We start from the raw sequence: 13,417 nt of genomic DNA on the forward strand, positions 1-13,417 counted from the left end.
ACATTAACTCACTGGTGGTGCTGTCATGCTGCTCAAAGAGCTCATTTCTCTCCCTATTTACGCGAACGCAAAAGTGGTTGCCGGACACGACGGCATGACAAATAGCGTCCAATCGGTCAACATCATGGACGCACCGGATATAATTCATTATTTAAAGCCGCAGGAGCTGCTCCTGACGACCGGATATGCGATGAAGGATAACCCGGAGGCGCTGCTTTCACTGGTAACTAACATGGCTAAGGTCGGATGCGCGGGTCTAGCGATTAAGACAAAACGTTTTCTGCTCGAGGTGCCAAAGGATGTAATCGAGCGTGCAGAACAGCTGCAATTCCCGATTATCGAGCTTTCCCTGGAGCAATCGCTTGGCGATATTTCCAACTACTCGCTCAGCCACATTTTGGAGAAGCGGACGGATGAGCTGCATTATGCGTTAACGACGCACAAACAATTTTCTCAAATGATCATGCAGGGCAAAAGCACGGAGGATGTCATTGAAGCGCTGGCGATTCTGATTGATTCGCCGGTCATGCTCATGAACCAGCAAGCCGATCTGCTCTTTCGATCCAGCTCTATGACTGAGGAGCTGTATCATCTGATGAATGAGCTTCATGCAGAGCTTGTCACGCCTACGCTGCAAAGCTCCATGACGATCCCTCTTCCCTCGCAACCGTTCGCTGGCACGCCATATTCGGCTGCCGAGCTGCATCCTATCGTAACCTTTCAGCTGGAAGGCTGCTTAATCGCTTTAACGAGTGATATAAGCAAGCAGTACGGCAACCTCACGAAACATGCGATGGAGCAAGCCGCCAACGTAATCGGGCTGGAGCTGATGAAGAAGCAGGCCGTCAAGGAACGGTCGCGGCGATACAAAAACGAGTTTTTTTCCGACTTTGTCGACGGCTTGATTACCTCCGAGCAGGAGCTTCTGCACCGCAGCAAAAACTATGATCTGCTCAACCATCCCGTCTATATCTGCGTTGTTGCCAAGCGGGATACTTCCTTTGACTTGCTTCGCCCGTCCAGCGCGCTGGAGTCGGATGGCCGGTTCATTTCCGAGCGCGACCGCCATTATAATTTGCTGAAGAGCGAGTTCTCGAAGCTGGATCTTCGTTTTGTCTTATTTACGAAGAACGAATATTTCTGCTTTCTCATCGCCATGCAAACAAGCCAAGACTTGACGGAAGGCAAAGGGAGCAGGTTTCTTGAGCAGCTGAAGCAGATGGTCAGCGGCTTAAGCGAGGCTCACGGCATTCCCATCTCCGTCGGTATCGGCAATCCGGTATCCAAGCTGCCCGATATCCCCTTGTCCTACAAGGAAGCGGTCGAAGCGCTGCAAACCGGCTATGATGCGCGCAAGAAGCAGTTCGTTCAGCCATACCGCGCCAAAAACTTCAACAATCTGCTGCGGATGATTCCGAAGGAGGAGCTGCGGGAGTATTACGAGGAAACGTTCAAGGATATGCTCAGCATTGAAGGGAAAGAGCGAAGCGACCTGCTCAAGACGCTCAGCACCTTCTATGAGACACATTGTCAGCTGGCGGAGACTGCCAAGCTGCTGTTTGTCCACCGCAACACCGTCACCTATCGCCTTGAAAAATGCGAGCGGCTCACCGGCCGCGATCTCCGTGATCCCGTCGAAAGCCTCCGCTTCCGTACCGCATTTTCTATGGAATCGCTGTTTCTGGCCGATTAACTGCTGCCGCTCCCATCCCGGCAGCAGTTCCGTGATTCATCCTACGCCAATATCGCTTCGCAAACATTCATGTGTGTTTACGGACATTTTTTGAACCGAATCATAATCTGAATAGACTCGATAATTACGTATTATTGCTTGAAAATAAGTAAATCCGATTGCTTTTCCGCTGAAGGAGCACATGTGTGCTTACGTACATTTTTCAGACGCCTCACATACGCCGTTTTCGCTCAATAAGCACGTATACGTGCTTACACACCAATAACTCAGATTACCTTGCTGCTATAAGAGCACATATGCGTCATTGCAGAGCTGCTTTCACAGCCCGCGCTTCGCTTTTTTGCAGCGAAGCCGGTAGGTTTTACCGTATGCTTTGCCGTAGCGCACGATTTTGCGGAGCATCGATTGATCCTCCAGCAGCGCAAACGGACAAGGGTCGGGAACGGTGTTTACCTCAAGAATCCATGGCTTCAACTGGCGATCCAGCGCTAAATCCAGCCCAATCTCGACGATGCCGGGATAGCTGCGATGCAGCCGCTTGGCCGTGCGGACGCCGAGCTGATCCATTTGCTTCAGCATACCGTTTAGCTTCACCCTATCCGCATAGCTCTTCAGCAAGTATGCCGTAGGGTATATCGTCCCTCCTTCGCTGCCGTTCGTTACGATTTTGCGCGGATGCGCTACTCTGCCCACAGTGGCGGTTGCTTCCCATCCACCGCGAGGCGCCTGCTGCACGACAAGCCGAATGTCAAAGGGGCGCCCTTTATGCTTAAGCAGCTGAATCCCCTTTTGCACCAAGTAGGCATTTCCCTTAACCTGGCTTAGAATAGACCGGTACATCGCCTTATAAGTACCAAAGGTTAACCTCTTCTCGCCCAGCTGATAGGCATAGCTTCGCGCCGAACGGCCTGCTTCCTTCCCCTCGATTGCCTCCACCCTCATGACACCACGTCCACGCGATCCTCTTGTTGGTTTCACGTAAACCATGCGCCATTTTCCCAGCATCTCCCGCAAACCGCTCTCCGACAAAATTTGCGTCAGCGGCAAATGTTTCTTTATCTCCGCATCATTTTTCAATACTTCCGTCTTCGCCCACTTATCCGGTATATAGCGGCTCAATTTTTTCGCTGACAACATCGTCTCTCGCTTGCCCCTCACCAAATCCCTCCGTTCTTCACTCTATTCCCTATTAGCATACGAACCTTTTGCAAAATGGATGTAGGCCGCTGTCGGCATGCGCAGAACCTGCAAATAAAAGTGACATATGCTTAATTAACGCATTCATCCGAGATGCTCGTCCCATAAAGGAGGCTCAACCCGAATGTCGCCATTAACACGAATAGAGCAGCATATTGAACGGATAAGCCAGCTGCACCCGTGGTACACGGATCTTCTTGCGAAGCAGGGGCTTGATCCCCAAGCTTGCCAACTCGCCGAGCTGCCGCTCATCACATCAGACATTTTGGAGAAACATTATTTCACCAACGAGGCTAGAACAGAAGCCGATTTGTCCGTTTACCGAACCTCCGGCACATCAACAGGCATCCGCAAGGCCATTTATTATTCGCCAGAAGACGATGAGTGCTATATCGAAGCGAAAACCGCTTGCTTTCGGGAATGGCTGGCAGCCACCCGCACGGCGGAGCAGCAGCCAGCTGCAATACACAAAGCATTAGCGGACATGGGTACCGGACATGCGGCCAATACGGCTATGTTGATCTTTGATCGGCTTGGCTTGCAGGCGGATTCGATCTCCTTTGCCCTGCCCATTGAAGAGCACATCGCTAAGCTTGCATCCACCCGCCCAGAGCTGCTTTATACGATGCCGTCGATTTTGGATGCGATCGCCGCACATTCACGCAACCCCCGGGATTACGGCATCAAAAGAATTATTCTCGTCGGCGAAATCGCGCCGCCGCACTGGCAGTCCAATATGGCGGATCGCTTCGGAATCGAGCCGCATCACATCCTCGATACGTACGGCTCGATTGAGATTGGCGCCATCGCCTCCTATTCACACTCGCACGACTTATATATCATTGCGGACGGCATACATGCCGAGGCGTTGCCTGCGGAGCAAATCCATGAGCGGTTTGAACCTCTTCAGCAAAACGAAGCCGTGCTCGTATTGACCTCCTATGTGCGCACGCTCTTCCCAGCTATTCGCTACGTCACCTACGACGTCGTCCGGGATTTCCAAAGTATCGCCATTGACGGTCGCGAGAGGCAAGGCTTCAGCTGTATTTCGAAGCGAATCGGCACGGATTTGAAGCATGGAGAAAAAATTAGCTTATACGACATCGAAAGCGTTGTTCACGAGTTCGTGAGCGATGCTGCGCTTCGCGTAAGCCTTCGCCACAACAAGCTGGCCATTCATATTCAAAGTAAATCATTGAGCGATGAGATGCTTGTTCATATTCAGCATGCCATCGAGCATAAGGTTGGTGAGATCGGACAAATGATTCAAAATCGGATGCTGGATAGCATTACGGTAACGCGCGCAGCTGATGACGAACAGCTAGAGCGCGGGGCGGTGAAATCAAAAAAATTGTATTTTTGAGGGGTGCTTAGCCTATGGGGAAAAATCTGTTGTCCATTATCGGGAATACGCCGCTCATTCATCTGTCGAGGCTGTTTGCGAATGACCGCGGCATTCAAGTATATGGCAAGCTCGAATTGCTCAACCCGGGAGGCAGCTCAAAGGATCGATCCGCCGCGCGCATCATTAACGAAGCATGGGACGAAGGCTTGATCGGACCCGGCTCCGTCATCATCGAATCCAGCTCCGGCAATATGGCCATTAGCCTCGCTGCCATCTGTTCCTATCTGGGCATGAAGTTCATTAGCGTCATTGATCCGAAAACAACGCAGCAGAACATTCGTATTATGCGCGCCTACGGCGCCCATATTGAGCTGGTTGACAAGGCGGACGCCGAAACGGGAGAATTTTTGCCTGCTAGGCTCAACCGGGTGCAGCAGCTTGTCGCAAGCACGCCGAGCAGCTTTTGGCCGAATCAGTATGCGAATAAAAACAACCATTTGTCCCATTCCGAGGGAACGATGCGCGAAGTGATTGAGGAGCTGGGTCATGTCGATTACATAGTTGGCGGTGTCAGCACCTGCGGCACGATGCTCGGCTGTGCTAATTATGCGCGTGATCGTAAGCTTCCTACCAAAATCGTCGCGGTTGATGCAAAGGGGAGCGTTATTTTCGGAGGAGCGAACGGCACTCGGCGTTTTCCGGGCCTTGGCGCTGGCATTGTCCCTCCTTTTGGCCAAACGAAATTTATGGATCAAGCCCTATTGGTAGCCGATCTCGATATGGTCGCCGGCTGCAGGCTGCTCGCTGCGAAGGAATCGATTTTAGCCGGCCCCTCCTCTGGCGCGGTTATCCATGCCTTGAAGTCGATCGAGAGCGAGCTGCCGAATGACGCGGTCTGTGTCGTTATTTTGCATGATCGCGGAGAGCGTTATATGGATACTGTATTTAGCGATGAATGGGTGGCGCAGCAGTTCGGAGGGTTTAGCTTTACAACAGACGCATAGCTTCAACATTCGATAACCGAAAGGATGATGTCCGTGTTATATCTCGGAGATCGGCATATTCGCACGATCGGCTTGCACTGGGGAGAGCTTGTGGACAGCATAGAGGCTGCGGTGCGAATTATGGATTCCGGCGACTATGCGCAGCCGATCAAGCCTTATTTGCGTTACCGGAATGCCGCGAATCGAATCATTGCCATGCCCGCTTACATCGGCGGCGCCGTGCAGACAGCCGGCATCAAATGGATTGCCAGCTTCCCTGGCAATATCGACGCCGGTTTGCCTCGCGCGCACAGCGTTACGCTGCTGAACGATGCGAATACGGGCATTCCATATGCCATGCTTGGCACACCTCTGCCAAGCGCCGCCCGAACCGCGGCGGTCAGCGGCTTGCTTATCCGCCATTATCTTAAGGCGCATGGAGCAGAGAGACGCTTTAAGCTTGGCATTATCGGCTTCGGACCCGTAGGCAGGCTTCATTACGACATGTGCTGCCAGCTGTTTGGGGAGCACTTGGAGAATGTGCAAATTTACGATATAAGGGGATGTGAGCCGGACAGCCCTGAGCTCGCGAATATAGACGAAGATATGCGCAGCCGCACACGGATCGCGAGCAGCTGGGACACATTATATAACGAGTGTGATCTCATTATTACTTGTACGGTGAGCAAGCAGCGCTATATCGATCTCCCTCCGGCAGCGGGCAGCCTTCTGCTTGATGTATCCCTGAGGGATTATACAACGGCGGCCATAAGCGGTATCCATGCGATTGTTGTCGATGATTGGGACGAAGTTTGCCGCGAAAATACCGACATCGAGCTGCTGCATCTAGAACGCGGACTTAGCAAAGCACAGACCATCTCATTAGCCGATGCCGTATGCCGCGGAGCATTGGCGGATTTCGCCGCTGCGGAGCCCGTATTATTTTGCCCGATGGGTATGGCGGTGTTCGATATGGCGATCGCGGATTATTTTGTAGGGCGCGCAAAAGCTCTTGGCATAGGCATGCGGCTCAAATAACACGCCAACCTGCAGAAGCAGCTTCTCCGCCGCCATTCCCAACCTGCTTATAAGCTTTTTTTCTCCAGCCGATACTGGCTCGGGGTACTTTCGTTATATTTCCGAAACACCTGCGTGAAATGCCGGACATCGGGGTAACCAACAAGCTCGCCAACCCGCGTCACGCTCATATCCGGAGCGGCAAGCAGCTCCTTCGCCCGCTCCATCCGAAGCTGGGTCACATATTCCTTGTAGCCGTTGCCGGTCTTTTGCTTAAACAGCTTGCTAAAATAGACCGGGTTCAAAAACACGACGGAAGCAACGATTTCAAGCGATAAGTTTTCTTTAAAGTTGCTGCGAATATATTGAAGGGCGATGTCGATGACATCATTTTTATTTTCGGACGGAGGGGCGGTCTCAGGCGCGTTACCCGCGGTGTGGAGCTTGCGAATCTCACTTGGAATCGCATAAAAATCCGATAGCAGCGGACTCATATAGAACTGATAAGCGACCTTCAAATAGCGCGTCAAATGCTCGTTAGCGCCTGCCGTAAATGCGTCGGGGGTAAGGCCTTCGCGCAGCATGACGACACCCGTCAGGAAGTCGCCCTCAAGGCTTAAGATGAACCCTTTGCCGCTCAAGCCCAAATATTCCGACATGACGTTCTCGACGATAAAATTATGAAGCGTCAGCTCTACGCTGCTTGCAAGCCTGACCGTAATCAGATGAAAATGCTCGTATTCATCCTTAATGGCGGTGAGATCGAAGCGCCCAATATCAAGCCCCCAGATCCATCTCCTAAACACAGCCTCCCGCAAATATTTTAAATTCAGCTCAAATAAACCGGCATCCGGTGTCTGGCGTTTCTCGACATCATATTCAGCTTCAAGCGCCGCAATGGCTTCAATGATCTGATCCTTGCCGATCGGCTTTAATATATAATCGCGCGCTCCGAGGCGGAGCGCTTCTTGGGCGTAAGCAAATTCGGAATGGGCCGTCACGACAATCCACTTCGTATAAGCGTGCGAGCCTCGGACATGCTTAAGCAGCTCCAGTCCGTTCATGCCAGGCATCATGATATCGAGAAAAACGACTTGAACCCGGGCCTGCTGCAGCACCTGAAGCGCCTCCGATGCAGAAGCGGCCGTGCTTACTTCCATTTGCGGGAATGCATTTACGACCGTTCGTCTAATCCCTTCCCGAATCGCCCTTTCATCGTCGACCACTAATACATTCACATAAGTCCCTCCGTTTCGCACAGCCGTTTAAGGCTGCGGCTTTAATACGGGAAGCATCACGGTGACCGTCGTTCCGCTATTCTCTTCACTCTGTATTTGAATGCCATAACCAATGCCATATTCCAGCACAAGCCGCCTATGCACGTTTACAAAACCCGTGCCCGAACGCAGCGAATCCCCATAAACCTGCGGCTCGGCGCTATGCGCACGCATCTCTTCCTCCAGCTGGCTCCAGTCCAGCCGCTCCGCATGTCTCAGCGATTGCCGAAGCTCCTCCAGCTTCTCCTTGGTCATCCCTTTGCCGTTATCTCTGATATGGATATACAACACCTGACCCTCTTCGGAGGTCATGATCTGAATGAGCCCCTCCGCCTCGCGCTGCGTCAAGCCGTGAATAACGGCATTTTCAATCAGCGGCTGGAGAGTCATTTTGGGCAAAAGCGTCTGCAGCCATTGCTCGTCTTTATTGATGTCTACCCGTATCCGGCCATCGGAGCGCGCTTGTATGATCGTCAGATAATGATTGATCTGATCAAGCTCCTCCTTCAAGCTGACGAGCGAGCTCCGCCAGTCGCTGCTATATCTGAACATCCGCGATAAAGAAAGAACCAAATTCGCAGGCTTGTCATTGCCCTGTTCATCCAGCAGCCAATAGATCATATCAAGCGTATTGTACAAAAAATGCGGATTCACCTGCGATTGCAGGGCATGAATTTCTGAGTTTTTCTCGCTTGCCGCCGCCAATTTCACACGCTCCACAAGCTGATTAATTTCGGTAATCATCCGGTTGAAATGCTCATTCAAATAATTGAATTCATCATAGGATCGCATCGAAACCAGATTGGTGCTCAAATTCCCGCGCTCGACTCGCCTCATTTCCTGCACGATCGACTTGATCGGTCTCGAAATCGATCTCGATAGAAAGGCAGCCAGCATAATCGCTAGTAACACGAGCGAAGAAGTCACGATAATAAAATAACGGTTCACTTCTGCCCGCTCGACCATCGTTACAGGCTTAGGCGTAATGCTCAGAAGCTTCCAGCCGAGCTTCTGATCCCGCGCCGTTACGATCAAACGGCTGGAATCACTGCTGTCCGTCGCCTCATCAAGAAACGAATAACGCGCCAAATCCGACAATGTCGGAGCAGCTTCCTTATTGGGGCCTGAGGACACGAGCAATCTGTTCGTCTCCGAATAAACGTACGAGCGGCTATCCGGCTTGATCGTCAGATTGTTCATCGAAGAAATGAACGATTTGGGATCGGCTTCAATAAGGAGAACGCCTAACTCTCGCGTTGTAGACAGATTGGTCATGACTCTGCCGAACACAAATACGGCATCATCCCTGACTGTCAGCGTCTCCTCCAGCATGCCGCCCCATACCATCGCTCCGTCCGAGCCTTCTAATTGCCGATACCACTCATTTTTCAAAAAACCACGATTTAACGCATGTGTTGTCGTCTCGTAGCTGTACACATTGCCGTTTCTCGTAATGACGTGAATCCCCTTCACATCGTTATAGCTGTACAGAATGGAGCCTAAAGCGCTCATCATCTCCAGCTCTTTGTTGAACTGCAAATTAGGATCCGTCTCTTCCTTCGACAGCAGGCGCTGAATTTCCACATTGCCGATAATCGACTTCGTGAGGCTGTCGTACCCTTTCGTAAGAAGCGTGAAATTGTCCATCGCCTGCGAGACGTTTCGCTGCGCGGCCTCGCCGACACGCATATCGATTTGCTTCGTCGTGTAATGATAGAACACGCCGGTCACTCCGCTAAGAAGAACGAGAGTAGACAGCAATATCCAGAGCAGCAGCCGCGCGCCGAACGAGTTGAGCCTTAGCCTTTTCAAAAACGTACCCCCTACAAACATTCCAATCTCTCAAACGCAAAAAGGCTGTCACCAGCCTTTCCTTGCATCCGCTTAGCCTTTAACCGCGCCAGCAACCATGCCCTTCGTAATCTTCTCCGATAGTATGAAATAAACGATGATGACGGGCAGCGCGCCCAGTACAAGGAAAGCGCCGATTGCGCCGAAATTCGCCGTATATTGGCCAACGAAGCTATTGAGTCCAAACGGCAGCGTTTTGAGCGAGTCAGAGGATAGGAATGTTGCTGCGATAATATATTCGTTCCAAATGGATATAAACGTCAGAATCGTGACCGTCATGATCGGCGGCACCATAATAGGAAGGATAATGCTAAAAAAAGTTCTATAAATCGATGCTCCATCGATCATAGAGGATTCTTCGATTTCATGCGGAATGCCTTTTAGAAATCCCGATAAAATAAATACGGCAATCGGAATCGAGAAGGCGACATAAGGAATGATGATCGACAAATGCGTGTTGAGCAGATGCATGTTTTTGAAAATAATCATTAACGGCAGCAGCGTCGACTGAATCGGAATCATGATCCCGACCATGAACAGAAGCAAAATAGTGCTTCCGTAACGCCATCTGAACCTCGTGATCGCATACGATACCATTCCGCTGAACACCAGCGTTAAGATGAGCGTCGTTCCCGTTACGATAATGCTATTTCCAACATACTTCATATAATTGCCGGAAGTAAAGGCTTCTGTGTAATTGTTCCACTGCAGCGATTTCGGGAGTGCAAAAAATTGCCCCGACATGATCTCGCTATTGGTCTTAAAGGAATATAACAGGAGCCAGATGAGCGGGTAAAGCTGCGTGACAGCTAGTATCCCCATGAACACCCATGCTCCGGCTCGTCTGAATTTGCGGGTATCGAAGCTCTCTGTTTTTGTAGACGGTGATTTCGTAACCTTTTTGCTTGCTGCGTCTGTAATCATCTCTCGTAGCTCCCTTCCCTAAGAGGCGGCCTCTTCTGCACGCTTGAACAGCAGGTTCAACACAACCGTCATCACTAAGCAGAAAATGACAAGGAACGTTGAGATGGCGCTGCCGTATCCATATTTGAATGAATTGAACGTCATATAGTACATATGCGTCGATATGACTTCTGTCGTATTGGCCGGTCCGCCGCCTGTCATGACGACGATCAGATCAAATGCCTTTAACGATCCGATGACGGCAAGCACGACGGAAATTTTGATCACCGGGGCTAGCAAGGGAAGCGTAATATAGCGATCCGCCTTGAAGCCTTCCGCGCCGTCTATGCTCGCTGCCTCGTAGAGATCCGTCGAAATATTTTGAACCCCCGTAAATTGAATCAGAACGTGATAGCCGATATACTGCCAGAAAATAACGAAGCACAGTGCAAAAATCGCGATGTCGGTATCCGCCAGCCAGGTTCTGGTCCAAGATTGCAGTCCCGCAGCATCAAGCAGTTGATTCAGCATTCCGCCAAGCGAAGCTGGATTATAGATCGCTTTCCAGAGCTGGCCGATGACCACTACCGATAAAATAACCGGCAAAAAGTAGCTGGACACTAAAAAATTCGGTTTTTTGACGTAACGGCTCAGCAGCACAGCTACCAGTATGGCAATCGGGATTTGCGCAAGCGAGAACAACGAGATATAAAGCGTTCTTAGCACAGCCGGCCAAAAAATCGTATCTTTCGTAAACAACACTTGATAGTTATCAAGCCCAACGAACGTTTTCTCTCCCATCCCGGCCCATTCCACAAAGGAATAGTATACCGATACGAGAATGGGCGCAAAAACAAAAGCCAAATAAAATAATAAACAGGGAAGAACGAAGACGGCTAACGTTCCTTTGCCTACTCTCAACACACCGTTCACATGAATTCCCTCCTATGCTCTGCTAGAACCTGCAAAGGGAACCACCCGGTTCCCTTTGCAGCATCCATTTTTTTATTTTTTGTTCAATTCCCATGTGTTTTGGTGTTCTTTAGCCAAATCTTCCGCTTTAACATCCTTGATCAGCAAGCTTTGCAAGCCAGTCAAATGCGTTTGTGTCGTTGCAGGCTCGATCACGTTGTCAAAGTTCATGTCGCCGCCCTTCACTTCATTGAAACGGCCCATCGCATCAACCGCAAGATCGGAGTAGCCTGCCGCTTTCAGGTCACCTTCTACTTTTTGCGCCAAGCCAACAGCCGCTTTTTTGTCAAAAGCTACTTTCGGGTAGTTCAGAAGGAGGTATTTCAAGAACGCTTTGCTTTCTTCCAAATGCTCGCTGTTTGCGCCGAGCGCATATGCCGTTCCTGGCGCAATAACGTAATCGGTCGCGCTGCCTTTGCCGCCAACAGTCGGGAATGACAGGAATCCGATTTTCCCTTTTACCGCGTCGGATGCGTCAATCGATGCAATTTCCCAAGTTCCCATGAAGTACATGGCAGCTTTGCCGTCACGGAATTGTTGCGATGCGGTATTGTAATCATAAGTAGCTGCTCCTTCTTGGAACGCGCCAGCCTTGATCAAATCCTGCGTCTTCTGGATCGCTTCCACGAATACAGGATCCGTAAAGCTTTTCTTGCCGGCTACAACATCATCCAAAAATTTAGGTCCGCCGTTCACGCGCTGCAAAATGTTCGTGAACATGAAGGAAAGCGGCCATTTATCCTTGCCTGCGAGCATAATCGGAGGGATGCCTGCCTCTTTAAATTTTGGAACCGATGCAAGGATGTCCTCGAAAGTCGCTGGCGGCTGTACGCCGGCCTTCTCGAACAGCTCCTTGTTATAGTAAATGCCTGCGATATTCATGTTATAAGGAAGCGCATACACATTTCCGTCGAAGGAGTAGTAATCAAGCACGCCCTCGAGGAACGTTCCTTTTAGCTCATCGTCCAAAATATCATTTAACGGCGCGAGCACTTTGCCATTCGCGAATGGCTGCAGCTGCGCGCCCGGATTAACCATCGTAATGTCGGACACTTCGCCTGATGCGGCTTGCGTCTTCAGCTTAACCTTCTGCTGCTCCGTATCAAGACGATCCCATTCGATCGTTACATTCGGAAACTCTTTCATATAATTGTTGGCGATCTCTTCCTCAACCTGATAAGACGGCGTGCTTTTGTCTGTCTGCAGCGTTTGGAAGGTAAGGGTTACTTTCTTCGCTTCCGGCTTTTCCGAAGCTGGAGCATTCCCTGTTGCCGCCCCGCCTTCACTATTGCTCGCTACATTGTTTCCCCCACAGGCTGCTAAAGTGAACGTTAGCGCTGTCGCCAGCACTGCGCCCATCACTCGTTTTTTTATCATACTGTTTCCCCCTATGCTTGATATCGCTTACACGTATAACTGTACAATTTATGACAATTTCCCGTAATGCAAAAAATCAACCACTCATGTTGAAATTTTCAATCACATTTGATGACTCCCTTACCCATTTTAAATTCAAATAGATGGATTTGTCCCTCTTCCCGCGCAAATAAAAAAGATGACGCCAGCAGCTTGCTTGGCATCATCCTTCTTATAGGCACTGCTATGGTTTAAAAGCCGAACCCGCTTATTTAAGCGGATTGGCCGAGTCGATTGACAGGGAATGAATATACTTTGGAACGGTCTCCGGATTTGGCTGCTTCCTCGCTTGCCTTCTGGGAATTCGTAAGCTCCATAAACCAAGCCTCATCCCAAGTATCCAATGCCAGGTCGATTGAATTTTGAAAAACCTGGGCATCATCTAATGCAATGTCGGATACGTTTTTGAGCCAAGATGACCGAACGGCAACGATTTTCCCTATGACTTCCTCGTTATCTGATTTCACTACATTTACGGTCACGAAACCTTGCAAAATATCGATCGTTTCGACAAACCCGTGAATAAGCTCGCCATCTTTCGTTTTACCTTGCACCCAGTCGCTTATGTTGAATTTCATCTTCCAACACCACCTATCCCTAATAGTAAGAATACCCTTTTAACTGTAACTTTTTTTAGTACATTTACTTTAAAAAAGTAGACGATACTTTGAGACTCCCGAGGCTCTAGCGCCGTCTAATTCGTGACTTCCATACTGTAAGTTTAATGATTACAGTTACCTTTGTCAAGTTGTTCATCCAAAAT

The 13,417-nt window shown here is 50.2% G+C and carries 11 protein-coding genes; 4 read left to right on the plus strand and 7 right to left on the minus strand.

Annotation, left to right across the window (positions count from 1 at the left end; all coding sequences use genetic code 11):
* Nucleotides 1–25: 25 nt before the first annotated feature.
* Nucleotides 26–1,693, plus strand: coding sequence for a PucR family transcriptional regulator (locus tag ADU23_RS06765; protein WP_053373048.1), 1,668 nt, complete (start codon nucleotides 26–28; stop codon nucleotides 1,691–1,693).
* 318 nt (nucleotides 1,694–2,011) lie between these two features.
* Here ADU23_RS06765 and ADU23_RS06770 read toward each other — a convergent pair whose 3' ends face one another.
* Nucleotides 2,012–2,851, minus strand: a complete 840-nt coding sequence (locus ADU23_RS06770) for a YheC/YheD family protein (RefSeq protein WP_231637329.1) — start codon at nucleotides 2,849–2,851, stop codon at nucleotides 2,012–2,014.
* Nucleotides 2,852–3,014: 163 nt separating this feature from the next.
* Between ADU23_RS06770 and ADU23_RS06775 the strand changes: the two genes are divergently transcribed.
* From ADU23_RS06775 to ADU23_RS06785, 3 genes are read left to right on the plus strand one after another with little or no spacing between them, the layout of a single operon-like run.
* Nucleotides 3,015–4,253, plus strand: coding sequence for a hypothetical protein (locus tag ADU23_RS06775; RefSeq protein ID WP_053373049.1), 1,239 nt, complete (start codon nucleotides 3,015–3,017; stop codon nucleotides 4,251–4,253).
* A 14-nt stretch (nucleotides 4,254–4,267) separates the two neighbouring features.
* A complete protein-coding gene (sbnA, locus tag ADU23_RS06780) occupies nucleotides 4,268–5,239 on the plus strand; it encodes a 2,3-diaminopropionate biosynthesis protein SbnA (RefSeq protein WP_053373050.1) in 972 nt (323 codons plus the stop codon).
* A gap of 33 nt (nucleotides 5,240–5,272) precedes the next feature.
* Nucleotides 5,273–6,256, plus strand: coding sequence for an ornithine cyclodeaminase (locus ADU23_RS06785; protein ID WP_053373051.1), 984 nt, complete (start codon nucleotides 5,273–5,275; stop codon nucleotides 6,254–6,256).
* Nucleotides 6,257–6,303: 47 nt separating this feature from the next.
* Here the strand turns inward: ADU23_RS06785 and ADU23_RS06790 are convergent, their stop codons facing one another.
* The 6 genes from ADU23_RS06790 to ADU23_RS06815 all read right to left on the minus strand — a co-directional run bounded on the left by ADU23_RS06790 (nucleotide 6,304) and on the right by ADU23_RS06815 (nucleotide 13,232).
* Nucleotides 6,304–7,473: a response regulator gene (locus ADU23_RS06790; protein ID WP_053373052.1), complete on the minus strand. Its 1,170-nt coding sequence runs from the start codon at nucleotides 7,471–7,473 to the stop codon at nucleotides 6,304–6,306.
* 27 nt (nucleotides 7,474–7,500) lie between these two features.
* Complete coding sequence (locus ADU23_RS06795) at nucleotides 7,501–9,324, minus strand: sensor histidine kinase (protein ID WP_053373053.1); 1,824 nt, start codon at nucleotides 9,322–9,324, stop codon at nucleotides 7,501–7,503.
* A gap of 72 nt (nucleotides 9,325–9,396) precedes the next feature.
* Entirely contained in the window at nucleotides 9,397–10,185 is a 789-nt protein-coding gene (locus ADU23_RS06800; RefSeq protein ID WP_053377508.1) for a carbohydrate ABC transporter permease, read from the minus strand.
* A 120-nt stretch (nucleotides 10,186–10,305) separates the two neighbouring features.
* Nucleotides 10,306–11,199 (minus strand): carbohydrate ABC transporter permease, encoded by an 894-nt coding sequence (locus ADU23_RS06805; RefSeq protein ID WP_231637330.1) that lies wholly within the window; start codon nucleotides 11,197–11,199, stop codon nucleotides 10,306–10,308.
* Between the two features lie 72 nt (nucleotides 11,200–11,271).
* Nucleotides 11,272–12,615 carry an extracellular solute-binding protein gene (locus ADU23_RS06810; RefSeq protein WP_053373054.1) on the minus strand — a complete coding sequence of 448 codons (1,344 nt, stop codon included), beginning with the start codon at nucleotides 12,613–12,615 and terminating at the stop codon, nucleotides 11,272–11,274.
* A gap of 251 nt (nucleotides 12,616–12,866) precedes the next feature.
* Entirely contained in the window at nucleotides 12,867–13,232 is a 366-nt protein-coding gene (locus ADU23_RS06815; RefSeq protein WP_053373055.1) for a hypothetical protein, read from the minus strand.
* Between the last annotated feature and the right edge of the window lie 185 nt (nucleotides 13,233–13,417).

Origin of the sequence: Paenibacillus sp. FJAT-27812, assembly GCF_001273905.1 — a bacterium.
Lineage (GTDB): Bacteria > Bacillota > Bacilli > Paenibacillales > Paenibacillaceae > Pristimantibacillus.